Source organism: Alphaproteobacteria bacterium (assembly GCA_039980135.1).
Taxonomy (GTDB): Bacteria; Pseudomonadota; Alphaproteobacteria; order UBA6615; family UBA6615; genus UBA8079.
This window is the reverse complement of record JBDXCV010000003.1, coordinates 23,338-47,759: the sequence shown is the minus strand read 5'-3', so window position 1 is coordinate 47,759 and position 24,422 is coordinate 23,338. Positions and strand designations below refer to the sequence as shown.

Annotated in this window: 29 protein-coding genes; 13 read left to right on the top strand and 16 right to left on the bottom strand. The window is 62.0% G+C overall.

What is annotated here, in order from left to right:
* The first annotated feature begins 14 nt into the window (after positions 1 to 14).
* Genes ABJ363_02130 through ABJ363_02115 form a run of 4 tightly spaced genes read left to right on the top strand, consistent with a single transcriptional unit; the run spans position 15 to position 3,281 of the window.
* The gene (locus tag ABJ363_02130) at positions 15 to 1,205 is read left to right on the top strand and encodes a CaiB/BaiF CoA-transferase family protein (GenBank protein ID MEP4377771.1); all 1,191 of its coding nucleotides are present in this window, start codon (positions 15 to 17) and stop codon (positions 1,203 to 1,205) included.
* Between the two features lie 4 nt (positions 1,206 to 1,209).
* Positions 1,210 to 2,112, top strand: coding sequence for an MBL fold metallo-hydrolase (locus ABJ363_02125; protein ID MEP4377770.1), 903 nt, complete (start codon positions 1,210 to 1,212; stop codon positions 2,110 to 2,112).
* A gap of 37 nt (positions 2,113 to 2,149) precedes the next feature.
* Positions 2,150 to 3,139 (top strand): hypothetical protein, encoded by a 990-nt coding sequence (locus tag ABJ363_02120; GenBank protein MEP4377769.1) that lies wholly within the window; start codon positions 2,150 to 2,152, stop codon positions 3,137 to 3,139.
* Between the two features lie 13 nt (positions 3,140 to 3,152).
* Positions 3,153 to 3,281 carry a hypothetical protein gene (locus ABJ363_02115; protein MEP4377768.1) on the top strand — a complete coding sequence of 43 codons (129 nt, stop codon included), beginning with the start codon at positions 3,153 to 3,155 and terminating at the stop codon, positions 3,279 to 3,281.
* A 148-nt stretch (positions 3,282 to 3,429) separates the two neighbouring features.
* Here the strand turns inward: ABJ363_02115 and ABJ363_02110 are convergent, their stop codons facing one another.
* From ABJ363_02110 to ABJ363_02100, 3 genes are read right to left on the bottom strand one after another with little or no spacing between them, the layout of a single operon-like run.
* Positions 3,430 to 5,040, bottom strand: coding sequence for an RNA-directed DNA polymerase (locus ABJ363_02110; GenBank protein ID MEP4377767.1), 1,611 nt, complete (start codon positions 5,038 to 5,040; stop codon positions 3,430 to 3,432).
* A 49-nt stretch (positions 5,041 to 5,089) separates the two neighbouring features.
* Entirely contained in the window at positions 5,090 to 5,728 is a 639-nt protein-coding gene (locus ABJ363_02105; protein ID MEP4377766.1) for an NUDIX hydrolase, read from the bottom strand.
* A 20-nt stretch (positions 5,729 to 5,748) separates the two neighbouring features.
* Positions 5,749 to 6,402 carry an NIPSNAP family protein gene (locus ABJ363_02100; protein ID MEP4377765.1) on the bottom strand — a complete coding sequence of 218 codons (654 nt, stop codon included), beginning with the start codon at positions 6,400 to 6,402 and terminating at the stop codon, positions 5,749 to 5,751.
* A gap of 122 nt (positions 6,403 to 6,524) precedes the next feature.
* Between ABJ363_02100 and ABJ363_02095 the strand changes: the two genes are divergently transcribed.
* Positions 6,525 to 7,445 (top strand): SMP-30/gluconolactonase/LRE family protein, encoded by a 921-nt coding sequence (locus ABJ363_02095; GenBank protein ID MEP4377764.1) that lies wholly within the window; start codon positions 6,525 to 6,527, stop codon positions 7,443 to 7,445.
* 9 nt (positions 7,446 to 7,454) lie between these two features.
* Here ABJ363_02095 and ABJ363_02090 read toward each other — a convergent pair whose 3' ends face one another.
* The gene (locus ABJ363_02090) at positions 7,455 to 8,378 is read right to left on the bottom strand and encodes a phytanoyl-CoA dioxygenase family protein (protein ID MEP4377763.1); all 924 of its coding nucleotides are present in this window, start codon (positions 8,376 to 8,378) and stop codon (positions 7,455 to 7,457) included.
* Positions 8,379 to 8,579: 201 nt separating this feature from the next.
* Here ABJ363_02090 and ABJ363_02085 point away from each other — a divergent pair, with 201 nt between their 5' ends.
* The 3 genes from ABJ363_02085 (at position 8,580) to ABJ363_02075 (ending at position 9,838) form a co-directional block, all read left to right on the top strand.
* A complete protein-coding gene (locus ABJ363_02085; GenBank protein ID MEP4377762.1) occupies positions 8,580 to 8,990 on the top strand; it encodes a hypothetical protein in 411 nt (136 codons plus the stop codon).
* A 189-nt stretch (positions 8,991 to 9,179) separates the two neighbouring features.
* Positions 9,180 to 9,632: an Hsp20 family protein gene (locus ABJ363_02080; protein MEP4377761.1), complete on the top strand. Its 453-nt coding sequence runs from the start codon at positions 9,180 to 9,182 to the stop codon at positions 9,630 to 9,632.
* On the top strand, positions 9,629 to 9,838 hold the full coding sequence (locus ABJ363_02075; protein ID MEP4377760.1) for a DUF1150 family protein: 210 nt from the start codon (positions 9,629 to 9,631) through the stop codon (positions 9,836 to 9,838). The genes ABJ363_02080 and ABJ363_02075 overlap by 4 nt, the downstream gene beginning before the upstream one ends.
* Positions 9,839 to 9,863: 25 nt before the next feature.
* Here the strand turns inward: ABJ363_02075 and ptsN are convergent, their stop codons facing one another.
* The 8 genes from ptsN to ABJ363_02035 form a co-directional block, all read right to left on the bottom strand.
* Complete coding sequence (gene ptsN, locus ABJ363_02070; protein MEP4377759.1) at positions 9,864 to 10,346, bottom strand: PTS IIA-like nitrogen regulatory protein PtsN; 483 nt, start codon at positions 10,344 to 10,346, stop codon at positions 9,864 to 9,866.
* 10 nt (positions 10,347 to 10,356) lie between these two features.
* Entirely contained in the window at positions 10,357 to 10,950 is a 594-nt protein-coding gene (gene raiA, locus ABJ363_02065; protein MEP4377758.1) for a ribosome-associated translation inhibitor RaiA, read from the bottom strand.
* A gap of 282 nt (positions 10,951 to 11,232) precedes the next feature.
* On the bottom strand, positions 11,233 to 12,699 hold the full coding sequence (gene rpoN, locus ABJ363_02060) for an RNA polymerase factor sigma-54 (protein ID MEP4377757.1): 1,467 nt from the start codon (positions 12,697 to 12,699) through the stop codon (positions 11,233 to 11,235).
* Between the two features lie 12 nt (positions 12,700 to 12,711).
* Complete coding sequence (gene lptB, locus ABJ363_02055) at positions 12,712 to 13,497, bottom strand: LPS export ABC transporter ATP-binding protein (GenBank protein MEP4377756.1); 786 nt, start codon at positions 13,495 to 13,497, stop codon at positions 12,712 to 12,714.
* Positions 13,494 to 14,330 (bottom strand): LptA/OstA family protein, encoded by an 837-nt coding sequence (locus tag ABJ363_02050; protein ID MEP4377755.1) that lies wholly within the window; start codon positions 14,328 to 14,330, stop codon positions 13,494 to 13,496. The genes lptB and ABJ363_02050 overlap by 4 nt, the downstream gene beginning before the upstream one ends.
* Complete coding sequence (gene lptC / locus ABJ363_02045) at positions 14,327 to 15,031, bottom strand: LPS export ABC transporter periplasmic protein LptC (GenBank protein MEP4377754.1); 705 nt, start codon at positions 15,029 to 15,031, stop codon at positions 14,327 to 14,329. The genes ABJ363_02050 and lptC overlap by 4 nt, the downstream gene beginning before the upstream one ends.
* A 7-nt stretch (positions 15,032 to 15,038) precedes the next feature.
* Positions 15,039 to 16,031: a KpsF/GutQ family sugar-phosphate isomerase gene (locus ABJ363_02040; GenBank protein MEP4377753.1), complete on the bottom strand. Its 993-nt coding sequence runs from the start codon at positions 16,029 to 16,031 to the stop codon at positions 15,039 to 15,041.
* Positions 16,032 to 16,178: 147 nt separating this feature from the next.
* Positions 16,179 to 16,802 carry a ribonuclease H-like domain-containing protein gene (locus tag ABJ363_02035; protein MEP4377752.1) on the bottom strand — a complete coding sequence of 208 codons (624 nt, stop codon included), beginning with the start codon at positions 16,800 to 16,802 and terminating at the stop codon, positions 16,179 to 16,181.
* A 155-nt stretch (positions 16,803 to 16,957) separates the two neighbouring features.
* On the opposite strand from ABJ363_02035, the gene ABJ363_02030 reads away from it, so the two are divergent.
* A complete protein-coding gene (locus tag ABJ363_02030) occupies positions 16,958 to 17,911 on the top strand; it encodes a complex I NDUFA9 subunit family protein (protein MEP4377751.1) in 954 nt (317 codons plus the stop codon).
* 17 nt (positions 17,912 to 17,928) lie between these two features.
* Here ABJ363_02030 and ABJ363_02025 read toward each other — a convergent pair whose 3' ends face one another.
* Positions 17,929 to 18,732, bottom strand: a complete 804-nt coding sequence (locus ABJ363_02025; protein MEP4377750.1) for an undecaprenyl-diphosphate phosphatase — start codon at positions 18,730 to 18,732, stop codon at positions 17,929 to 17,931.
* A 205-nt stretch (positions 18,733 to 18,937) separates the two neighbouring features.
* Here ABJ363_02025 and ABJ363_02020 point away from each other — a divergent pair, with 205 nt between their 5' ends.
* On the top strand, positions 18,938 to 19,942 hold the full coding sequence (locus ABJ363_02020) for an alpha/beta hydrolase fold domain-containing protein (protein MEP4377749.1): 1,005 nt from the start codon (positions 18,938 to 18,940) through the stop codon (positions 19,940 to 19,942).
* Between the two features lie 3 nt (positions 19,943 to 19,945).
* The gene (locus ABJ363_02015) at positions 19,946 to 20,101 is read left to right on the top strand and encodes a hypothetical protein (protein MEP4377748.1); all 156 of its coding nucleotides are present in this window, start codon (positions 19,946 to 19,948) and stop codon (positions 20,099 to 20,101) included.
* Positions 20,102 to 20,125: 24 nt separating this feature from the next.
* On the opposite strand, the gene ABJ363_02010 is transcribed toward ABJ363_02015, so the two are convergent.
* A complete protein-coding gene (locus ABJ363_02010) occupies positions 20,126 to 20,965 on the bottom strand; it encodes a phosphoenolpyruvate hydrolase family protein (protein ID MEP4377747.1) in 840 nt (279 codons plus the stop codon).
* A 122-nt stretch (positions 20,966 to 21,087) separates the two neighbouring features.
* Here ABJ363_02010 and ABJ363_02005 point away from each other — a divergent pair, with 122 nt between their 5' ends.
* Positions 21,088 to 21,771, top strand: a complete 684-nt coding sequence (locus ABJ363_02005; GenBank protein MEP4377746.1) for a glutathione S-transferase family protein — start codon at positions 21,088 to 21,090, stop codon at positions 21,769 to 21,771.
* Between the two features lie 27 nt (positions 21,772 to 21,798).
* On the opposite strand, the gene ABJ363_02000 is transcribed toward ABJ363_02005, so the two are convergent.
* Positions 21,799 to 22,614, bottom strand: coding sequence for a tetratricopeptide repeat protein (locus tag ABJ363_02000; GenBank protein ID MEP4377745.1), 816 nt, complete (start codon positions 22,612 to 22,614; stop codon positions 21,799 to 21,801).
* Positions 22,615 to 22,711: 97 nt separating this feature from the next.
* On the opposite strand from ABJ363_02000, the gene ABJ363_01995 reads away from it, so the two are divergent.
* Positions 22,712 to 23,587 (top strand): SDR family oxidoreductase, encoded by an 876-nt coding sequence (locus tag ABJ363_01995; GenBank protein ID MEP4377744.1) that lies wholly within the window; start codon positions 22,712 to 22,714, stop codon positions 23,585 to 23,587.
* Here the strand turns inward: ABJ363_01995 and ABJ363_01990 are convergent.
* The gene (locus tag ABJ363_01990) at positions 23,548 to 24,411 is read right to left on the bottom strand and encodes an alpha/beta fold hydrolase (protein ID MEP4377743.1); all 864 of its coding nucleotides are present in this window, start codon (positions 24,409 to 24,411) and stop codon (positions 23,548 to 23,550) included. The genes ABJ363_01995 and ABJ363_01990 overlap by 40 nt on opposite strands.
* Positions 24,412 to 24,422 lie beyond the last annotated feature (11 nt).

Genomic DNA, 24,422 nt, shown 5'->3' with positions numbered 1-24,422 from the left:
GGAAAAGAGGAACCATGTCCGACGCAACCGTACAATGCGATACGCGCACACGATCCGGCCCGCTGGTCGGGCTCAAGGTGGTGGAGCTGGCCGGCATCGGCCCCGGACCCTTCGCCGCCATGCTGCTCGCCGATCTGGGCGCCGACGTCATCAAGATCGACCGGCCGGCGGATGCGGGCCTCGGCGTGCCGCGCGGTGCCGAATTCGACCTGGCGACCCGGTCGCGGCCTTCTGTGGCCGTCGATCTGAAGAACCCCGAAGGCGTCGAGACCGTCCTGCGCCTGGTCGAGAGCGCGGACGTGCTGATCGAGCCCTATCGCCCCGGCGTGACCGAAAAGCTCGGTCTCGGCCCCGACGATTGCATGGCCCGCAACCCCAAGCTGGTCTATGCGCGGATGACCGGCTTCGGCGGCACGGGCACGCTCGCCAAGGCGGCCGGGCATGACATCAACTACATCTCGCTGTCGGGCGCGCTGCACGCGATCGGCGGCAAGGACAAGCCGACCCCGCCGCTGAACCTGATCGGCGATTACGGCGGCGGCGCGCTGTATCTCGCCTTCGGCGTCATGGCGGCGGTCTATGAGGCGCGCAGCAGCGGCCAGGGCCAGGTCGTGGATGTGGGCATGGTCGATGGTGCGGCCAGCCTGATGATCCCGGTGATCGGGCTGCACGCGTCGGGCTATTTCACCGACGAGCGCGCCTCGAACATCCTTGACGGTGGTGCACCGTTCTATGACGCGTTCGAATGCGCCGACGGCAAGTTCGTCTCCATCGGGTCCATCGAGAAGAAGTTCTACGCGATTCTATTGGAGAAGCTCGGCCTCGACGACGCGGATTTGCCCGACCAGATGGATCGGGATCGCTGGCCCGAACTCAGGGCGCGCTTCGCCGAGGTGATCGCGACCAAGACCCGCGACGAGTGGGTCGAGATCATGGAGGGCAGCGATGTGTGTTTCGCGCCGGTGATGTCCATGACGGAGGCCCACACCCACCCGCACAACCAGGCGCGGGGCAATTTCGTCGAGGTGGCCGGGATCACCCAGCCGGGCCCGGCGCCGAAATTCTCGCGCACCCCGGGTCGGATCCACTCGCCGCCGTCGGTGCCCGGTGAGCATACCGAATCCGCGCTCGCGGCCTGGGGCCTGCCGGCGGACGACATCGAGGCGCTGAAGGCGGCGGGTGCGATCGGGCGGAAGGAGAGCTAGCGGCGTGGCCACAAAAATCCCCTACAACCGCGAGCTCGACTTCGAATATGGCCGGGTGGACGCGCTCACGCCGCTGGTGCGCCGGGTGATCGCCAACAACCCCAGCGCGTTCACCTTCCACGGCACCGGTACCTACATCGTCGGCCATGGCCAGGTGGCGATCGTCGACCCCGGCCCGGACCTGGCCGAGCATGTGGACGCGCTGCTGGAGGCTATCCGGGGCGAGACCGTGAGCCATATCCTGGTGACCCACACCCATAACGACCACTCACCCGCGGTCAATGCCGTGCAGGCCGCGACGGGTGCGCCGAGCTACGCCTACGGCCCCCACGGCACCCGGCCCGAGGACGGCGCCAGCGAGGGCGGGGCGGATTACGATTTCGCGCCGGATCATGTGGTGGGGGATGGCGACGTGGTGACGGGCAAGGGCTGGTCGGTCGAGGCGGTGCACACGCCCGGCCACTGCTCGAACCATCTGTGTTTCGCCCTGCAAGAGGAATCGACGCTGCTGTGCGGCGATCACGTGATGGGCTGGTCGACCTCGATCGTCTCGCCGCCCGATGGCGATATGGCGGACTATATGGCCTCGCTGGAGAAGGTGGGGCGGCACGCCTCGCAGCGTTACTTCCCCACCCACGGCGCACCGATCGACGACCCCAAGCCCTATGTGGCCGCGTTACTCGCCCACCGCCACGAGCGCGAAGAGCAGATCCTGGCCGAGCTCGCGGCGGGACCGGCGACCATCGCCGAGATGGTGCCGCGCATGTATGCCGACGTGGACCCGAAGCTCTACCCGGCGGCCGCGCGGTCGGTGCTGGCGCACTTGCTCCACATGGTGGAGACGGAGCGGGTGCATGTGGACGGGGATGCCGGTGCGGCGGCGGAGTATCGGGTGCAAGTTTCTTAGTTACCCATAGAAACCAAGTTCTTTAGAATACAATCTCATGACAGATCTGGCAGAAATTCTGAAAACGAAGTTAGACAAAAAGTGGGTCGCCGGCGCTTTATGTATGTACATTATCTTGGAAATTGTACGTGACACAGAATTCAGCGGTGCGGAGGCAATATTTGTAATTACGCAAACGGCCATAGTTTTTGGTGTTGTTGTTTATTTGTTTAACAACATTGACAAAATAAAGGATGTTAAAGAATTAGACAAAAAATCAAATAAATTAGACAAAGTAAACGACGATGGGCCGCCGAATCGTTTTGATTTCGAATACGTAAAGAAAAAAATTGTATCAGATTACGGCAGCGATGCTGGAATATTGGCGATCCGGTATGGATCGTCTGTGTCGAATCCTCATGTTGAAACAGATGAGGATTGGCTCATTCTTGTTCATGGAAACTATTATACCGAAGAATCGAAGAAGGAGACGCTGGGTGTATCAGCGCCCCCTGACATTCCTGATTCCAGGTCACTCGACGTTCAAAAACGACTTTTTGACGGTTTCTTATTCGGATTGCTTAAAGGAAAGCCATATGAGTTGAGTGTCGCTATCGATGGTTTGGTGGAACACAGTTATCAGATGCATCCGAACTACTTTGCATTCCTCCAAATGATTGCGGTCAGAACTAACTATCAGAAAGTGGATATCGCCGAGGAACTGCAGAATGATCTGACTGCGTTTACTCGAGAGTATGAGTCTGATGTTTACGCTAAGAATCCATATGATGTTGTGGTCTCCGCGTACAATTTAACCTGCACTCTAATTCAACTGCGTGCGGTCGAAGAGATGAGTGATCTTGTCGATGTGGCGGATGTATATGCGCTTTCGAAAGTTTCAAATATGGGTAAGCTCGTGCACGGAGAAGAGAACATCGTCTGTTTTGAACGTTTGGTTGGATTGTTTAAATCAAAGGAAAGACCCGAATTGTTGGACGAATTTATCGCTGGTGTGAATGCACTTCGACGTTCACTTCGAGATAGCTAGTAAGGCGGATAAAATGGCTGATGACAAAGATAGTGGATCAAAAAAAGGTCATTACTATCAAACCTCAAATAATACAGTGAAGAGACCATCCAAATTGATCGATGAAATGATCGAGAAAATAAAAGAAAAGAAAGATGATTAGAAGAATGTACCTCGCTCCGGCGTGATGTAGTGCTATATCCACAGAATCCGCTACCCTCGGTGCTGGCCTGTCTGATCCGCATGGTCGAGACTGACTGGATGACGGGTGAGTGCGATGCGGAACAGGGCGCGAATAGGGTGGAACCAGTCTAAAAATCTGGGAATTCGTCCTCCTCATCTTCGTCATACATGCTGGTCCGTTTTTCTATCGCATGGCCAATCGACGAGTACTCAGAATCGCTATTTTCAGAAAAGACGACAGTAAGTTGATCCGGATCAAAAATGGTCACTTCTTTCTCGACCAAGTGCCCAATTAACTCGTCTCCAATTTCCACATCGCCATGGTTCGGCCATTTGCGTGATTTCCATTCCAGAAGAATTGGCCACATTGCTCCCCTTGCATTCTCGCCGGTGACAACATTCTTGGCGCTATTGAACAGGCTAGTTGGAACAATTCCAGATTCAGCAGAATTCAAGATGGCTAAAAGCGACATTGGCCCACATCTCTGAACGATTAGCTTAGCAATATTTTCGTCAATCTTTATGTTCAGTCGCAGACAAGCGTAGGTGGCCCAACAAACTTCGCTATCGTTTCCGAGTTCTGCGTGCCTTTGCAGAACTGAGTTAAGTATATTTGACCAAGAATTTGTATCTACGTCGCCTTGGACTAGTTGCCTCCATATAAGTACTCGCGCAACGTAATCGATTGAATGGCCGTAATGGACCACCGCTCTTTTCAGAAATGGTTCGACCGTGGACCAGTGCGCCCATCTTGAAACACCTCGGTCGATGTATCTGATCGCATACTTCAGTATCGCATCGTCGCTTCTATGAACGGCAAGTGCGAAGGCGTGTTCAAAGGCCGCACGCAGACGTTCCTCGACTAGGTTTGATGATCTTGATGAAATCGCAGTATCAAACTTACTGGCAATTTCTGTTGGCCAGTCGTCTGAAAACCTGAAGTCCGACGAGAATATTTTCGTTTTTGACTCGTTGATGTCCAGTTCATATTGCCGAATTGCACCTCTGTATTCTGAAAGCGCTCGTTCAGCGTCTGCGTGTGTGTTCGTCCCGATCCAAACGTCGTCTACGTGTCGAACTACCTCGAAATCTTTGACAGTGCAGTTACTAGCAAAGTCGACGTCGATTGCTGTTGATACGACCTCAGCTAGGACACGCGAAGTGTCTGGTCCGACTGGTATGCCTATTGTCTGGCCGTCTTGTCCGCGCCGCGTCGTAAAATCGGCGCGATTGAAAAAAACAGCTTTCGAACTTTCACTGTTATCCGCTTTAGATGATTTCTTGCCATGGAATGCCCACGGAATCGAATGGGTGTAAATGGAATGATAGAATCGGGAAATATCTGTCGTGGCGATGAATCGGTAAGCGGACAGTTTTTTCGCCTTTGTAACCTCCACATGGCTGTGAGGGCTTATCTCCAGCGCACGATCACTATCTTCATTCCAGCGTGGAGCGGATTCACTGAAGCCGCTGCTATCAAAAAATTTCTCGATCTTGTCCCAGTGGCTTGAAATGAACAAAGCGTTGTCGTGAGCGGTCTGTGGGTGAACAAACGAGAACTGTCTGCGCGTCATTCCGCGCTTAGAGGCGCTGTATACCGCCGGACGAACACGTGCCTGACTCAAGTAAACACCAATGCTGAATGCATCGATTGCAGCTGCGGCTGCCTTGGTTGTGAATGCGGGAGGCATATTTTCGGGCAGGTAACCTTTTCCTAGCAGGTCTTGTTTCAGTCCCATGTTTGAAGGCTCCTACGTGATCGCAACTCGTTAAGTGGATACCGTAAGCCTACTCCGGCGTGATGTAGTACTGCCCCCGCAGGAAGCGCGAGAGGGGCACCGGGCGCGCCGGGTCAGGCTTGGGCGGGTTGTGGATATGGCGTTCGGCCTCGGCCATGGCGATGCGGGTGATCCCGGCTACGTCCAGCAGGCGTGAATCGTCAAAACTACGAAACGCCAGGTCGACCAGCTCGCCGTCGCCGGCGAGCTTGCCGCTCGCCTTGTCTGCCTCCACCAGGAAGAATCGCGCGTCGAAGCGGCGCGTCCGGCCCGGCGGGGTGATCGCCCGGAAGAAATAGTCGAGGCCTGCCAAATCAGGCTGGAGCAGGTCGCCGTCGGTCTGCCCGATCAGCAGCCCGGTCTCCTCCCAGGTCTCGCGTACAGCACCCGCCGCGATGGCCCGCGCACGCGACGGGGTGGCGGCCCGTTCGAGCCGCGCCTGCACGTCCGCGCGAAGTTCGGTTGCGGGCTTCAGTCTGCCGTCCGCGCGTTCCACCCGGCCGCCGGGAAACACATAGGCGTGGGGCATGAAGACATGGTTGTGGTGGCGCCGTCCCATCAGGACCTCGACGGTGCCGCGACGGCGGCGCCAGACGACCATGGTCGCGGCGTCGACGGGGCGCCGCGAGCGCTTGGGCGTTTCAGCCATGCCAGGCAAACCCTCGAAGGCTATTTGACGGTCGAGAAAGAGGTCGGCACCAGGTAGCGGTTCTGCTGGTCGACCACACGGTGGCCGTTGCCCGCCTGATAAAGCGCCCAGCGCGGGTCGGACACGGCCCTGGCCTGGCACGCTTCGCGCTGCGCATGGTCGTCCCAGTACCAGAGATGGACCACCTGATTGATCTTGCCGGTGATCGAGAAGAAATAGCCGATGAGCTGCCAGCCCATCTCTTGGACGAGGGGCTTGGCCAGCGCCTTGGTGATCGCCACATAGTTGGGCACTTGCGTGTAGGCGATGGTGTAGGTGCGCTCGTCGACGAAGCCCTTGGGGCTGCCGTTGCCCATGAAGGCGAAGGGCTCGACCACATCGGTTGCCTGCAAAAGCCGGTTGGTTTGCGAGACCAGCTTGTCGCTGCTCCCTTGGCGGTACTCGGTCCATTCCGGGTCGGCATAGAGGGCCGCGCGGCAATCCTGACGCATCTGCGCGTTTTCCCATTTCCAGTAGTGGACGACGGAGTTTATCTCGCCGGTCTCGACGGTGTAATAGCCGACGGGCTCGAAGCCGTGCTTCTTCTGCAGAGGCTGTCCGACCTCCGCGACATTCTTCAGGAATGCGGGCATCTGGCCCGGCTTGATGGCGTATCTGCGCGCGTCGACGATCATGCGCTTGTCTCCCCCGAGTTATCTATTCAACAGTGGCCGTGTGCGGTTGCCGCCTAGCCTGATGGGTGTATCGTGACACCCTTTGATGGCGGTTGAAAGACGCTGCGGTATCGGAGAGGCGCATGGAAGACGCGAAGATTCTGAATGTCGTCGAAGCCGGGGCGACTCTGGGTGAAAGCCCTGTCTGGTCGCCGGACGAAGGCGTGCTCTGGTGGCTCGATATCAAGGCGCCGGCACTCCACCGCTACGATCCGGCGTCGGGTATCGATGATACCTGGCCGCTGCCCCAGGAGACGGGCTCGATCGTCCTGCGAAAAGGCGGCGGGCTGGTCGGCGCGCTACGCGGCGGGTTCGCGTTTTTCGACGTGGGCGTGCCGGGTGAGCCCATCGAGCCTGATTGGATCGGCGACCCGGAACCGGACATGCCGCTGAACCGGCTGAACGACGGCCGCGCGGACCGGCAGGGCCGCTTTTGGGCCGGATCGATGCATGACCCCGACGGGCCGCCGGATACCTATTTCGAGCGCGAACCCGTGGGCGCGTTTCATCGCCTCGACCCGGACGGGTCCATGCATCGGATGATCGACGGGATTTTGGTGTCCAACGGGTTGTGCTGGTCACCCGACGGGAAGACCATGTACACGGCGAATTCGCCGACGCGCACCATGCTGGCCCGGGACTATGACCCGGCGACGGGGGATATCGAGAATGAGCGCGTGTTCGCGACATTTCCTGAAGATGAAGGTCGCGGGACGCCGGACGGCGCGATCGTCGATGCCGAGGGCGGGGTCTGGGTGGCGGAGTTTCGCGCCGGCCGCGTGACGCGTTTGTCGCCGGAGGGAGAGGTGGACCGCCAGATCGCGCTGCCGGTCAGCCGGGTGACCTGCCCGATGTTCGGCGGGCCGGATCTGGCGACGCTGTATGTCACCACCGCGAAGATCATGCTGAGCCCCGAGGAATTGGCGCGTGAGCCGCTTGCGGGTGCGCTCTTCGCCATCGACGCCGGGGTCGCGGGGCTGTCGGAGGCATCGTATCCCCGATAGGGCGCGTGGCTATAAACCCAATATGTCCCGGATGTCCCGCATCCAGTCGACCACCCGGTGGCGGATCGGAATCGATACATTTTTCCCGAGATAGCTTGGGTTGACCCGGCGGCCGGTGCGGATGTCATGGGGCCGGGTATAGGCGATTTTGCGCAGCATCGGATCGCTGAACATCGGCGTGTAGTAAACGCATCCCTTGAAATAATAATGCGTGACTTGGCTGTGCCGCGTGCGGCTTTTGTCGAGGATCGGGCTGCCGCCATGCAGCAGGTTGGCGCACCAGATCACGGCTTGCCCTCGCTTGACCGTGAGTTCGACCCGCTCCAGGCCCAGCTGCTCGATCCGGGCAAGGACAAACGGCTCATAGAAACGCTCATATGCAGCGTGGCTTCGTTTCCCGTTGCTGACGATGCCGATGTCGGACAGCGCATAGCTGGGGAGCATGTGGCTGCCGGGGTAGTAGTGAAGCGGTCCGTTTTGCGGTGTGATGTCTTCCAGCGCGACCCAGACGCCGCACATGAAATGTTCGGGGTAGGTGTTGAAGTGGATCGTGTCGCTGTGTGTGGCCTGCTCGGTGCCGTGGGGAAAATTGAGGGTCTGAAACGGAAAGGGATCGCGGCCGTATGCCTTGCGCAGATAGTTCAGTACGCGCTCATGGCCGGCGATTGCGCGGGCGGGAGCGCTCCGTTTCCAAAGGTTTCCCTGCCGCGGCAATGACCCGTAGTCGGGGCCGAGGCTCGTCAGGAATTGGTCGAAATACGCATCATCCTCTTCGACCAACAGATCAATGACGGCAAGGCCCTCGGTCTTGAGCTGGCGTACGACGTCGGCTTCGTCGTCGGTCAGGTTGGCGTCTTTGTGTTCGGCACGATGGAACCAGGGCTCGATGAGCGTATCGCCGCCACCCGTGAGCCGTGTGTGATTTTCGGTCATTCGACGATATTGCACCCAGATTCCTGCTCGCAGTGGAAATTGTATACCTCCGCATGCCGCTGTACACGGCCGAAACAATCCTGAATGCCAGGCCCTTCGTCGCTCATTTGACGTTTGGCACGGAATTGCCCCAATCCGGACACCGGACGGCCCCGTTGCGCCGTCAGCCTTCAATCAGCCCTGTCAGGGAGGAGAGACGGTTTGCGCGGATTAACGGTGGTTGCATGGGTCATAGGCGGTCTGCCTGTCGTGGCGTTTGCCGCGACGCTCGCCTTGACCGACGGCGCACCGATACGCGCGCCGTCTGCAGGGTCTGGGATGCCGGATGTGGCGCGCATGGCGCCGGACCGGCAAGAGCCACCGGCGTTTGAGGCGCCTGCCGGCATCCCAACTCGCGCGCCAGATCATATGGAAGCGCAAAACCGGCGGACAGATGTGCGCTGGACACCACCCCCGGCCGGGACGTTTCGCGATGACCGGAACCGGGCGGGCTGGGAGCGGCTGCGGCGCCTGGCGGAATCGGGTGATCGCGACGCGCTGGTGTTCCTGACCCTGATGCGATCGGGTGCCATCCCCGGTCCCGCGCGCGTTCGCAATGCCGCCGCGCCCTGACGCCCGGGCGCCTTGAAATTCGCTCTTTCGAAACCATTTAATGTCTACGCTGTGCGGCTCATGTGAGCGCATGGTGTTTGAAACCCGGGGCGCCGGTATCGGGCCCCAAGGACTGCGATCCCGGCTTCTGTTAGCAAACCAGGGACAGGGTCGCGGCCCGGAACTCGCTCAAAAGGAGGAGTGACGGCAATGTCACGTATGTCCCCGCTCAACAGCCCGCTTCTGCTCGGGTTCGATGAATTCGAACGTACGCTCGAGCGCATCTCCAAGGCCTCTTCGGACGGCTATCCCCCCTACAATATCGAACGTACGGGCGAGAGCCGGTTGCGGATCACGCTCGCGGTGGCCGGATTTGCGCGCGAAGACCTCGATATCGAGCTCGAAGACAGCCAGTTGACCGTCCGCGGTCGCCAGGCGGCGCAGGAGACGCGCGAGTATCTGCACCGTGGGATCGCGACGCGCATGTTCCAGCGCAGCTTCGTGCTCGCGGATGGGGTGGAGGTGACATCGGCGTCGCTCGACAGCGGCTTGCTGCATATCGACGTGTCCCTGCCGCGTCCCGAACGCAATGTGCGCAAGATCGAGATTGAGGGCGAAGGCTCGCCCGCGCTCGAAGTAGAGACGAAAGGACAGGCATCATGAACATGCGAAACGAAAAGTTCAGCCCGGATCAGTTTGCCGCGCTTGGCGTTGACCGGGTCGCCTATGTGCGCCCCGCCGTGGTGGACGGGCGCACCGTCTATACGATCCACAACGCCAACGGCAATGAAATGGGCATGATGGCCGAGCGCGATATCGCGTTCGCGGCGGTCAAGCAGCATGACATGGAGCCCGTCAGCGTTCACTGACGCCGTGTACCGAAATTGCGAGGGCCTAGCTGGCGGCGCGAAGGCTCTCGGCGGGCGTGAGGCCGGTCTCGATCAGCAGTGCGTAGATGGCATCCGGACTGTCGGAGCCGCGCAGCTTGTCGCAGAATGATCGGTCGCGCATGATTCGAGAAACCCGCGCGAGCGCCTTGAGATGATCGGCGCCGGCGCCCTCCGGGGCGAGCAACAGGAAAACCAGGTCGACCGGCTCATCGTCGATCGAGTCGAAATCCACCGGCTTTTCGAGACGCGCGAACACGCCCTGGAGATGGTCGAGCCCGGGCAGTTTTCCGTGGGGGATTGCGAGGCCGGCGCCCACACCGGTCGAACCCAGCCGTTCGCGTTCGACGAGGATGTCGAACACCCGGCGCGCATCGGTTTTCAGAATTCCGCCGGCGGCCTTCGAAAGCTCCTGCAGGACCTGTTTCTTGCTGGTCGCGTGCAGGCTGGCGATGACGCTGCCCGGTTCAAGGATGTCTTCGATATTCATGGGCTGTCCGCTAGGCCTCGTCTTCCGAGCCGTCCGGCGTATCGATCCAGCCGACATTGCCGTCCGCGCGGCGGAAGACCACGCTCATGCCGCCATGCTTGGCGTTGCGGAAGACCAGCGCGTGGCCGTCCGCCAGGTCCATGCGCATGACTGCCTCCGAGACCGTCAGGCTTTCGATTGACGTCTGGTTCTCGGCGATGATGACCGGGTTGTCGTCTGACTGGACCTCTTCAGACGAGTCCTCGTCACCGGAATAGGCCGCGATGACATATTCGGGCATGGTCGGTGTGCTGATGGTTTCGCGATCCTGGTGATGGTCGCGCAGACGCCGCTTGTGCCGCCGCAGCCGCTTGGCCAGATGCGCCAGGGCGACGTCGAACGCCGCATAGGGGTCGTCGGCTTCCTCATGGGCGCGCACATGAATGCCACGGCCGACATGCATGTTGATGCTGGCACGGATCCGATAGGATTCGCGCGACAGCACGACACTCGCATCGATCGCGTCGGCGAAATATTTGTCCGTTGTATCTTCGATCGCATCCTCGATATGACCGCGCAACGCGTCGCCCACATCGATCTGCTGTCCTGTTACATTGATTTGCAAGGTTTGGAACGCCGTTCGTGGTTGGAAAAGGAATGCTGCGGGCCGCTACAAGGTGGCCTCGGTATTCAACGCTTCGTTTCCCGTTATGCGCGTGACCTGCATCAATGCCGGTCGTTGCGCTGTATGTCGTCTACGTTCGTACCGACCGTTCGTTCTGCGGTCTCGGTTCGCGGCGCGGAACTTAGTCAGGCGCCGGATGGGTGTCAATACGGTGTGCCGCCCTTTTTCCGAGATGGGCAGGGGCGCTGATGTTTCAAGTAACGGTCTGGGATTAAAAGATAATCAGCCCGCCGCCCGTTTCATGCGGCGGCGTTCCACAGAAGACGGAATCTTGAGCGAATCCCGGTACTTGGCAACGGTCCGGCGGGCGATTTCCACACCCTCGCCGCGCAGCATGTCCACAATCTTGTCATCCGAGAGGATGGATTTGGCGGATTCGTTGTCGATCAGCAATTTGATCTTGTGGCGCACCGATTCGGCCGAATGGGTCTCGCCGTCGGTGGTGCTGCCGATCGCCGTGGTGAAGAAGTATTTCAGCTCGAACAGCCCGCGCGGGGTGGCCATGTATTTGTTCGTGGTGACCCGGCTGATGGTGCTTTCATGCAGACTCACGGCTTCAGCGATGTCGGCGAGAATCAAAGGTTTGAGATGTGCCACGCCGAGGCGGAAGAACGCGTCCTGCTGGCGGATGATTTCTGTGGCCACCTTCAGGATGGTCCGTGCGCGCTGGTCCAGCGCCCGCACGAGCCAGTTGGCCGCCTGGAACCGTTCCTGCACGAACTCCTTGTCATCCTTCTCGCGCGCCACACTGGTGATTTCGGCGTAATAGGCCCGGTTCACCAGAACGCGCGGCAGGGTGTCGTTGTTGAGCTCGATTTCCCAGCCGCCGCCCTGTTTGGGGCGCATCATCACATCGGCCGTGATGTACTCGGTGCTGGTATTCTCGAACTCTGCCGCGGGCTTCGGATCCAGCGACTTCAGCTCCGCCAGCATGTCCACCAGATCTTCTTCATCCACGCCGCACGCGCGGCGCAGCCCCGGCAGATCATGCTTGGTCAGGAAATCGAGATTGTCGAGCATCGCCTGCATGGCGGGGTCGAGCCGGTCGCGTTCGGCCAGCTGCAGGGCGAAACATTCGATCAGATCGCGCGCGAAGACACCGGTCGGCTCGAACCCGCGGAGGATGTCGAGTACGCGTTCGACGAGGGAAACGTCGCAACCCAGTTGCCCGGCCATTTCCTCGATGCTGGCGGTCAGAAAACCGCGCTCGTCGAGCGAGTCGATCAGCGCGCGTCCGATCAGCCTGTCCGTCGGGTCGGCGATCGAAAGGTCGAGCTGGTCGGTCAGATGTTCGCGCAGCGTGACTTCGCTGGCCATCGTCTGGTCGATGCCGGGCAGCGAATCGCTGTCGCCGCGGGGTGCCGGCGCACCGCCGCCGGCCGACCGGAAGGGGTCGTCCTGCATGACATTCGTGTAGTCGGTGTCGAGGGGTGCTTCGTCCGAACCCAGCCCCTCGCGCTCGGTGAGCGTTACGGCGTCGCCGTCATCGGTCACGGTTTCGGCCGGCGCACTCTCATCTTCAATGATCGCGTCTTCGCGCTCGAGGAGCGGATTCTCCTCAAGTTCGGATTCAACGAAGGCCGCCAGTTCAAGATTTGACAGTTGCAACAGCTTGATCGCCTGCTGCAACTGTGGCGTCATGACCGGCGCCTGCGTCTGTCGGACGTCGAGACGCGTTGTCAGAGCCATGGTTAACGTCTTCTACAGACTGAATCTTTCGCCGAGGTAAACACGTCTTACATCGGCATGGGATACGATTTCGGACGGCGCACCGCTCATCAGAACGGTACCCTCGTGCAAGATATATGCCCGGTCGACGATATCCAAGGTCTCACGCACATTATGATCGGTAATTAATACGCCGATACCACGATCCTTAAGGTGACTGACGAGGTCGCGGATGTCCGCCACGGCAATCGGATCGATGCCGGCGAGCGGCTCATCCAGCAGGATGAAGTGGGGCTGGCTCGCCAGTGCGCGCGCGATTTCGACGCGCCGCCGTTCACCGCCCGACAGGGCCAGTGCCGGGGTTCGGCGCAGATGGCTGATCGAGAATTCCGCCAGCAAATCGTCAAGCAGGGCCTCGCGCCGGTCGCGTTCGGGCTCGATCACTTCGAGCACCGAGCGGATATTCTGCTCGACCGACAGGCCCCGGAAGATGGATGCCTCCTGGGGCAGGTATCCCACACCGAGGCGCGCACGCCGGTACATCGGCAGTTCGGTGATGTTGTGTCCGTCTAGCGAGATGGACCCGGAATCAGACGTAAGCAGGCCGGTGATGATGTAGAAACAGGTCGTCTTCCCGGCGCCGTTGGGCCCCAACAGCCCCACGGCTTCTCCCTGTTTCACAACCAGCGACACGTCGCGGATCACCGGGCGTTTGCGGAACCGTTTGCCGATATTCTGGACGACCAGGCCTTCATTGCTGGCGACCAGCCGCGGCTTTCCGTCGGCGCCGGTTTCGCGAGTGTTTATTTGGTCCGTCATTGGTTTCCAGTCGATCCCGGGTTGGGTGTAGACGGGCTTTTGGCCTTGGGAAGGAACAGTCCCCGCACCCGTTCGCCGGACGGCGAGGACAGAAGACGACTCTCACCGGTATCCAAATTAACCTCTGCGCGCTCGCCGTTCAATTGGGTGTCTCCGCGGGTGATTTTTACATTGCCCGTCACCGTCGCGATGCCGCGGGAAGGATCATAGTCGCCCTTCTCGGCGCGCACGATATCGGTCGGGGTCGAGACCAGCACATTGCCCAGGGCATCGATCCGCTCCATCGCGGCCTGCTGGCTACCATCGCCGAAATGCGCGGTCAGGACATCGGCGCGAACCCTACGGTCGCCGCGGATGGCCAGCGCGTCGCCCCGGGCCACGGCGAGTTGCCTGGTCTCGTAATATTCGAGGCTGTCCCGCGCGGTGATGGTGTCTTCCGCGGTGTCGAGCTGGATATTGTCGCCGGTCATCACCAGCACGCCGCTGTCTATGTCGTAGACGGCCTTGTCGGATCGCGCGACTTCGTTCGCGGAAAATATCCGCACATTCCCGTTGGCGTCGATGCGGAAAATCTCGTTCTCGCCCGCGGCGTTCGGCCGGTAGAACGCGACCAGTTCGTCGCCCTCGACCGTTACGCCCCCCTGACGGGCCCGGGCGTTCCCGCGCGCCACGTAGAGTTGATTGGCGCGCTGCCATTCGATCCCGTCATCCGCTTCGATTTCGATCGGACCTTCGCCCCCCCGGCTGAAGCCGAGCGACTGGGCGCCAGCGGAAACGGGCGTGGTGACCCATAACAATGCCGCGAGGGCCAGAATATGAGATGTCCGGATCATTGGGGCGGCGTCGCCCCCTCGAAGACCGTCAGCCGTGCCGGACCGAGAAACAAAACCCGCGCGCCGGAATCGAGCACCCGGAATCCCTCGGCGTCGAGAATCCCGAACGGACCCTGACCCTTGACCGGTTCGTCGCCCGATGCCGTGCTCGTCGCCAGATCGACCTGGGCAGTGGTGGTCTGGAACTCGTAACCCTGATCGTGGAACAGGTTCACGTCTCCGGCGAGGTGCAGGATGTTGGTCTCGGCTTCGAACCGTCCGTCATTGGCAGTGAGGGCAACCCATGACCCATCGGCGAGGACAATGTCGGCCTTCGGGTTGGTCAGGTCGTAGATTTCACCGCCATCGAGGGCGTCGCCGCGGGCGCCGAAATCGGCGGTGACCTGAAACGGCCGCGCGGCCGAATCGATGCCCTGCAGGCGGGGGTTGAGCACCTGGGGTTTGGCCCCGCCGGCCGGGCCGACGGCCTCGAGATCGATCCGAAACCGGTCCTCGTCCGGCGACAGGCGCGGCCACACCGCGACCAGCACCAACAACGCGAACGCGATGCTCGGCAGCAGATACTTCATCGTCGAGACAATGCGCGAGCGCGCGAACCCGCTGCGCCGCCGCCGCGGTGCCGAACCCATTCGCGACTGGCGCTGCCGGCGTGTTTCGCCCGGCATCTCGCTCTGTGGGGCCGTGTTTCCCGCGTCGCTCATGCCGCGTTCAGGCGATGCCCGCGCGCAGGCAATCATGAATGTGAAGGATGCCCACCGGATGCCGGTCTTCGGCCACGAAAAGGCTGGTGATCTGGCTCGCATTCATCAGGCCGAGCGCCTCGGAGGCCAGCGCCTGGGCGCGGATGGTTTTGGGATCGGCTGTCATGACGTGTCCGCATGTTAGCTGCAGCAATGTGTCCGACATGTGGCGGCGCAGGTCACCGTCGGTGATAATGCCCGCGAGCCGGCCTTGATCGTCGATCACGCCGGCGCAGCCAAATCCCTTGGTGGTCATCTCCAGGATGGCATCGCCGACGGTCGCATCTGCGTCGAGCAACGGCAACGCTTCTTCACTGTGCATCAGGTCGCCGACGCGCAGCAGGTTCTGGCCCAGTTGACCGCCCGGATGCAGGACCTGGAAATCCTCGGCCGTGAACCCGCGCCGGTCGAGGAGTGCGATGGCGAGTGCATCTCCGACCGCCAGCATCGCCGTGGTCGATGTGGTGGGCGCCAGGCCCATCGGGCAGGCTTCCGCGACGGCAGGGAGGAGCAGTGTGCAGTCCGCATTGTCGGCCAGAGATGAGCCGGCGCGCCCGGTGATCGCGATCAGCGGTACGTTGAAGCGACGGCAATAGTTGATCACATCGCTCAATTCCGGTGTCTCGCCGGAATTGGAAAGCGCGATCACCACGTCGTCGCGCGCGATCATGCCGAGATCGCCATGGCTGGCTTCGCCCGGGTGGACATAGAATGACGGGGTGCCCGTGCTCGACAGGGTCGATGAAATCTTGCGGGCGATATGGCCGCTTTTGCCCATCCCGGTGACGACGGTCCGGCCGGGGGCACGATGAACAAGGTCCACTGCCGTAACGAAAGTTTCGTCGAGCGCGTCACTCATCACGCGCAATGCGTCGGCCTCGAGCCGGAAAACGCGCTGCGCCGCGTCGATATCGCGCGACGCCGCAGGCGGATTCGGATTGGTTTTGGCGGTCCCGGTCACGGTTGGGTCAATCGGATATTTTCAAACGGTGGCCGATCCACGTGAATGGCAAGAAATCCCCGTGAATCAATCGGTTGCAGTATGGGTTGTACCGTATGACTCGTCAAACCCGCCACCTGATTTCGGTGGATGAAACCACGCGCTGCGCTAACTGTGCGCGAGCAGATCGATTTCCGGCCAGCCGGCCAGGTCCAGCGCGGCGCGCGCGGGCAGAAAATCGAAACAGGACTGCGCCAGCCCCGTCCGGTCATGGCGCTCGAGCATGGCGTCCAGTCGCAGCTTGATCTCATGCAGGAAGAACACGTCATTGGCGGCATATTCGAGCTGCTCGCGGCTGAGTTCATCCGCGCCCCAGTCCGACGATTGCTGCTGCTTCGAGATTTCGACGCCGAGCAGTTCGCGGCACAGATCCTTGAGGCCGTGCCGATCCGTGTAGGTGCGGACCAGCCGCGATGCCGTGCGCGTGCAGTAGACCGGGCTGGCGTCGATGCCGAGATACCGGCTGATGGCGGCGAGATCAAAGCGCGCGAAATGATAGAGCTTCAGGCGGTTGCGGTCGGCCAGAAGCGCCTTCAGGTTCGGTGCGTCGTAGGCATCGCCGGCGTTGGCCGGGAACTGGACCAGATGGGCGACCCCGTCGCCCGCCGACAATTGCACCAGGCATAGCCGGTCACGCAACGAATTGAGCCCCATGGTCTCCGTATCGACGGCGATCACCTCGCCCAGATCGATGCCGTCGGGCAGGTCGTTTTGGTGAAGCTCGATATCCACGATGAAGTCCCGAAGTTGATGGGGCACGATGCGCCGTCGCGCGAGCGGTTGCTAACTCCCGCTGTGGCGCCTGTCAACTGAGCTTGGCAGAATGCGCGGCCCGGCGCTATACAGCGGTTGGGTCCGCGCATGCGGTGCATCAGTGGAGTAAAGAGATGGCGTTACGTCGGGTGACGGTATTTGGCGGGTCGGGCTTTCTCGGTCGGTACGTGGTCGAGCGGCTGGCCGACCGTGATCTGACCGTGCAGGTGGCCGTTCGTGACCCCGAGGCCGCCAAGCATCTGCGGCCACTCGGTCAGGTCGGGCAGGTCACACCCTTTGCCTGCGATGTGACCGATGCCGCCGCCGTGGCCCGCGCGGTAAATGGCGCGGACGGTGTCATCAATCTCGTGGGGATTCTGGCCGAGCGAGGCCGCCAAACGTTCAAGTCCGTGCATGTGGATGCGCCGGCGGCAATCGGGATTGCGGCGGCCGGCGCAAACGTCGAATCCCTTGTGCATGTGTCCGCACTCGGCGCGGCCGCCAACGCGCCGTCGGAATATTCCCGCTCGAAGGCGGCTGGCGAGGACGCACTCCGCGGCTCGTTTCCCGACGCGGTGATCATGCGCCCGTCCGTGATCTTCGGACCCGAGGACGGCTTCTTCAATCTGTTCGCCGGTATGGCACGCATGTCACCGGCCTTGCCGTTGTTCGGCGGGGGTAGAACCAAATTTCAGCCGGTGTATGTCGCCGACGTCGCCGATGCGATTGTCGCAGGGCTCACCGATCCGGCAGCCCGCAGCCGGACATATGAACTGGGCGGACCGAAGGTCGCCAGCTTCGCGGAGTTGATGGCGCTGATGCTCGGCGAGATCCGCCGCAACCGTCTGTTGGTGCCGATCCCGTTTTTCGTCGGTGATATCCAGGCGAGCCTTGTCGGCATCCTGCCGAACCCGCCGGTCACCCGCGACCAGATGAAGTCCCTGCGCGCGGACAATGTGGTGAGTGCGGATGCGTTCACGTTGGCCGATCTGGGAATATCCCCCACCGCGATGGAATCGATCCTGCCGACCTATTTGCATCGCTACCGGCGCGGCGGGCGGTTCGGCCGCACGTCGATGGCGCAGTAGAAGCGCGTGTACGCCGACTAAAAGGCGCCGTACACCCAGCCCAGGATCAGAGCGCCGAGCGCCAGCCGGTAGATCACGAATGGTCCAAACCCGGCAAACCGCAGCCAACGCAGAAACAGTGCGATTGCAAGCAGTGCGGTTACGAATGACAGGCCCGCCGCGATCAGCGCGTCGCGGGTCAGCACTGGGTTGCCGGTTTCGATCAATTGCAGGCCGATGAGCAATCCCGCACCGCCGATCGCCGGGATCGACATCAGCATCGAGAAGCGCGCGGCCTCGCTGCGGTCGTAGCCGAGGAAGCGCGCCGCCGTGATGGTGATGCCGGCGCGGCTGGTACCGGGAATCAGTGCCAGCACCTGCGCGATGCCGATGATAAGGGCATTGGAAACGGTCAGGTGGTCGAGTTTCAGGATCGTCATGCCCGCACGGTCCGCCAGAAACAGCAACACCCCGAACCCGATGGTTGCCCAGCCGACGATTTCCAGGGTGCGGAGATGATTCTCGACCAGGTCCTGCGCGAAGAAGCCGGCGACGATGATCGGGATGGTGGCGAGCGTCAGATAGCCCGCCAGACGGCCGCCGTCATGCTTGCGCCCGCGTAGATTGTCGAAAAGGCCGGCGAGCATAAACAGCAGGTCGCGCCAGAAATAGGCCATCACGGCGAACAACGTCCCCACATGCACGGCCACATCCAGGATCAGCGTGTTTTCCGAAAGTCCGAGCAGTTCCGAACCCAGGCGGAGATGGCCCGAGGAACTGATCGGCAGGAACTCCGTAAGGCCCTGAATGACGGCGAGAATGGCGATTTCGAATAACGGCATGACGCCTGGTTCCGACACTGGGAGAGACTCGCCTTATACCACCCGGCCACGCGCCGGGATATGAGATTGGTCATGCCTGGATACCGTTTTCGATGGCTTGCATTCGGCATCTGAAACATCTGATCGGGGCATATTGCCCCGGCGGTTCGAGATGCTAGTGTCCGGCAGATATTTGACCCGCCGGATTTATGAACAAGGGGGCAGCATGCCGAACGACAACATGGTCAAGCCGACTGACCGCATCCATACGCAGCAGGCCGCCGCGCTCAAGCGCAACGCCGAAATCGTCGCCGAGCTCGGTGACCCAGGCGAAGGCATTGAAGCGGTGCGTGCGCATGCCGAGGCGGCGCGTGTGGTCTGGAACGAGGGTGGCCCGGAGATGGCGCTCAACGAGGCGCGGACGGTTCCCGGCCCGTTCCGCGACGTTCCGGTGCAGTTCTATCGGCCGTCCGCGGACGGTGCTTTGCCCGTGTTTGTCTATCTCCACGGCGGCGGTTTCCGGATCGGCAGCCCGCTTTCCAACGATCGCCAGATGCGCGAGATCGCGGCGGCGTGGGGCGGGGCGGTGGTCAGTGCCGACTATGTGCACGTGCCGGAACACACATTCCCCGACCCGGTGGACGAGATTGTCGCGGTGGTCGAGTGGCTGGCCGAGAACGGCGGCGACTGGGGTCTCGACACGGGCCGGATCGCGATCGGCGGGGCGTCCGCCGGCGCGAGTATCGCGCTCGGCGTGGCGATCACGCTGCGCGACAAGGGCCGAGGCGATCTCCTGAAGGCCATCTCGTCCTTTTACGGCGTCCTCGATTACAATCTGGAATCGGATTCCATGAAGGAACTCGGCGGCGGCGACTTCATGCTCACCACCGAATACACACAGATGGTCTATGACGGGTATGTGCCCGATGCGGCCGACCAATCCGACCCGCGTGCGTTTGCTGCCAGGGTCGATCCGACGGGCCTGCCGCCGATCTTCATTGCGGCGGCGGAACTCGACCCGATCCGCGACGATTCCCTGACCTTTGCCGCGACGCTGAAGGCCGCCAAGCATTTCTTCGTGCTCGAGGTCTATCCCGGCATGCTGCATGCCTTTTTCGGCTATTCGGGGGTCGTCGACGAGGCGAAGCGTCTGGTCAATGACGCGGCGACGTTCCTCGGTCGCGCGCTCGGGCAGGGCCAGGGCGGCCCGGGCGGCCACGGGCGGGCCTAGGCCATGGGTGTTGCCATCGTCGCCCTGCTGGTCTCGATCATTCTGATCTTCGTGGCGCCGCCGGTCGGCATCGTCGCGGCACCCTTGTGCGCGATTTGGGTGGTTCTGGCGTTCGTCTTCAAGGTGCTGGGTTGGGGGTTTGGCGGCAAACGCAGCTGAGCGCCGCGAGCCGGTGCCGCGCCGTTACCGGGTCTTCACCGCCTTGAAGCCGCGCGTGACCGCGGGCACCGAATCCTCAATCGGGAACCGCTCGGCCGACGAACCGCCGACATAGCCGTGAAGCTGCGGCGCCAGTTTGATGAACTCCGCGAAATGCTCCGGCGTCTCGATCGACCCGCCATGGCAGGTGATGATCCGGTCGGCATATTTGGCGGCGAGCGCGTCGGTACAGATGGCCACGCGCTGTGCCATGTCGTCATAGTTCATGACCGTTTCAGAGCCGATGGTACCGCCCGAGGAATTGCCGAAATGGACGATGATGTTGTCGACGCCCGCTTCGGCCATCGACAGGCATTCGTCCGGCGTGGTGCAAAAGGCTTTCGTAAACAGACCCTGATTGCTGGCATAGCCGAGCACCTCGATCTCGCGGGCATAGCCGGTGCCCGTCTCTTCCAGGTCCGAACGGAACTTCCCGTCAATGAGCGCGACGGTCGGGCAGTTCATCACGCCGTGATAGCCCGCGGCGGCGAGCTGGTCGACGAAGCGGTTCATGTCGCGGGTCGGATCGACGCAAAGGATACCGGCGATGACCGGGCAATCGTCGATGACATTGAGCAACGAACGTTCGCCGAGTTCCAGGGTAATCGCGTTCGCGTCGCCGATCGGCAGATAGCCGGCCATCGAGCTGTGCCCCTGCATGCGGAAATAGGCGAGGATGTGGGTGGTGATCATGTCGGCACCGCCGCGCGCGGCCATCTTTGCCGTGATTCCGGACCCGCACAGGGCGTCATAAATGGTGCGTCCCGCATCGCGTTCGGCGTGCAGGCGTTGCATGATTGCTTCGTGGGTCAGTTGGGACGCCATGTGTTCATTCCTCCAGGCAAGATCAAGCGCGCAGCATAACGGCATTCGTTGCGCTTTTCTCTGCCCGAATGAGCCGTCTCCGCTTCCCTTGAATCGCGCGCGTCGTCTAGGCTGCGCGCGCGATGCGGACCGTCTATCACCTCTGGCTTTGCCCCTTTGCACGCAAGGTTCGAATTGCGTTGGCGGAAAAGAAACTGCCTTTCGAACTCGAGATCGAAAAGGTATGGGAGCGCCGCGAAGAGTTTCTCGCCCTGAACCCGGCGGGCGAGGTGCCGGTCATGATCGAGGCGAACAGTGAAGACGGGCCGCCGATTGTGCTCTCGGACTCCGCCATCATCTGTGAATATATCGAGGAAATCTGTGCCGAGCCCGGCTTGTTGGGGGCCGAACCCGAGGCGCGCGCCGAGGCCCGCCGCCTGGCGGCCTGGTTCGATCAGAAATTCCAGCGCGAAGTGACGGTCAATCTGGTGGATGAGAAGATCAACAAGCGTTTCCTGGGACTGGGGGCGCCGTCATCCGCCGCGATCCGCGCCGGCCACGTGAATATCGGGACGCATCTGGCCTATGTGGAATATCTCATCGAACGGCGGGACTGGCTGGCCGGCCCGGATTTTTCGCTCGCCGATATTGCCGCGGCCGCGCAGATATCCTGTGTCGATTATGTCGGTGACGTGCCATGGGAAGATTTCCCCGAGGCGAAGAGCTGGTACGCGCGGGTCAAATCACGCCCCAGCATGCGGCCGATACTCGCCGACCATATTCCCGGCATCCCGCCGCCCAAACATTACGCGGACCCGGATTTCTAGGGCCGGACCGGCCCGGACGGAAATCCTTTATTCTGCCTTCGCGTCCATTTGTTGCAACGCTTCGCGCGCGGCGCCGGCTGCGCGCGAGGCCGGCGCGATGGCCAGCACCCGCAGCCAGGATTCGCGCGCGGCGTCGAACTCCCCGACGCCGGCCTGGACCGCACCGAGTTCCATCAATGCGTCGGGGTTGTCGGGGTCGACCACGAGTGCGCGGGCGATGTCGTCACGCGCCAGGTCGGGGACGTTGAGGAGTCGATAGGCGGCAGCACGAAAGATCAGTGCGTCGAGTCGGCGATGGTCCCGGTCGAGCGCGGCCGAAAAATCATCCACCGCGTCCCAATATTCCCCGCCGCGCGCCAGCGCATCGCCGCGATCGATCCAGATTTCGGGGTCTGTCGAGTCGAATTCAAGGGCCTGGGTAAGCACCGTATGCGCGCGGCTCAGATCGCCGGCGTGGAGCCAGACACTGCCGGCCTGCCCGAGGACCGCGGATTGCTCACGGGTGGTGGCTGTTGGCATGTCGGCGGCGAGCGCTTCGAGGCGCGTGGCGGCCTCGGTGAACTGGCCCAGCCCGAACAGTGCCAGCGCCACGCAATGGCGCGACGGCGCGCCGCCGCCCTCGTCGCGCCAGGTAATGGCGGCCTCGAATCCCGTTTCAGGGTCGCTCCGGGCGGTCGCGAGGCAGGTCTGGTAGGCTTGCCCGGGCGGCATGTCCGCGTAGCGATCCTGCGCCTGCGCATCGCGGGGTGCCACAAATAACGACGCGGCCACAAGCATGACGGCCAGCGACAGGGCGACAAGCAGGCTGGACCTGGGGGCGGGTGGTGATAGACGGCGCAACACGCGGGCTCCTATTCTGTCATTCTGGTCTAGCAGTGCCAGGCGATCCGCGCAAAATGCTCCTGACAGGATGGCGGACAAGAGCGATCAAAAGGCAGTCATGACGTCTCCAACTCTACTGGTGTTCGGCCTGGGCTTTAGCGCCCGGGTCCTGGTGGACCGGCTCCGGCCGGCGGGTTGGCAGGTGCGTGCCACGGTGCGTGATGGCGAGAAGGTTGCGGCGTTGCGGGCAGACGGCATCGATGCGCATCTTTTCGACGGGACGGCGCCGATCGCGGATGTGGATGCTGCGTTCGAGGGTGTCAGCCACCTCCTTTTATCGGTACCGCCCGGTGCGGACGGCGACCCTGTTCTGGGCCTGCATGGTGGCGATATTGCGGCGCGGGCGGGCGACATCGCCTGGGCCGGCTACCTCTCCACCACCGGAGTTTATGGCGACCGTGCGGGCGGCTGGGTGGACGAGACATCCGAACTCGCACCGGCGACCGAACGCGGCCTGCGTCGGGTCGCGGCCGAGGCCGGCTGGTGCCGGCTTTGGCGCGAGTATGGCTTGCCGATCCATCTGTTTCGTCTCGCGGGAATCTACGGTCCCGGGCGCAACGCGTTGGAGACGGTGCGCAAGGGCATGGCGCGTCGCGTGGTCAGGGAAGGTCAGGTGTTCAGCCGCATCCACGTGGCGGATATCGCGACGGTTTTGGCGGCCTCGATCACGCGACCCGATCCGGGCGCGGCCTATAATGTTTGCGACGACGATCCGGCACCGCCCCAGGACGTGGTGACCCATGCGTGCGCGCTTCTGGGGATCGATCCGCCGCCGGAGATACCGTTCGAAGACGCCGAGATGTCCGTAATGGGCCGTAGTTTCTATGCGGAATCCAAACGCGTCTCGAACCGACGGATCAAGGAAGAGCTCGGCGTGGAACTGGCCTATCCCGATTATCGGACGGGGCTGGCGGCGCTGTTGTCGGACAGCTGATCACACAGGCGTTCGACCACACCGATCATTCGCGCCAGGTCGCGGGGCTCCGACAGGCGGTGGTCGCCGTCCTTGATCAGGATGAGTTCGACATCGTCCGACGTCAGCGCATCCATGAGATTCTGCGATTGCGTCCAGGGCACGTCCGGGTCGGCGGTTCCGTGGATCAGCCGCACGGGGATGTCCAGCGCCAGCGGTGCTTTCAGAACCAGATGGTTGCGGCCCTCGTCGAGCAATGCCCCGGTAATCACATAGGGGTCTTCGGCATACTCCGAAGGTGCCTCGAAGGAGCCGGTCGCGGCGATCTGCGCCAGCGCCTCGGGCCCCAGCCGCGCGGGCAGCAGATCCTCGGTGAAGTCCGCCGCCGCGGCGACCGTTACGAGTCCCGCGACGTTTTGCGCGTCGGTTTGCTCGATGAGCGCCTTCGCCACGAGGGTTGCGATCCAGCCGCCCATGGATGAACCGACCAGCACCAGGTCCCCGCCCAACCCCGGCACTGTATGGCCCGCATGACGGATCACGGCGAGCGCGTCGTCGCGCCAGCGCCCGATGGTCCCGTCACGGAACGCACCGCCCGACGCGCCATGGCCGGAATAATCCAGCCGCAGGAACGCGTGGCCGCTTGCGCGTGCCCATGCCTCCAAAACAGTTGCCTTCTGGCCGGTCATATCGGACATAAAACCACCCAGGAACACGACACCGGGCCTGGGGCCGGGTGCCTGCGTAATCGGCGTGTCGGCGACCGGCGCTTGCACCGGCGTCGCGCAATATGCGAGGGCGGTACCGTCTGCGGCGTTGACAGTGTGGATGTCGGCGGAAACCATCAGGACAAGAA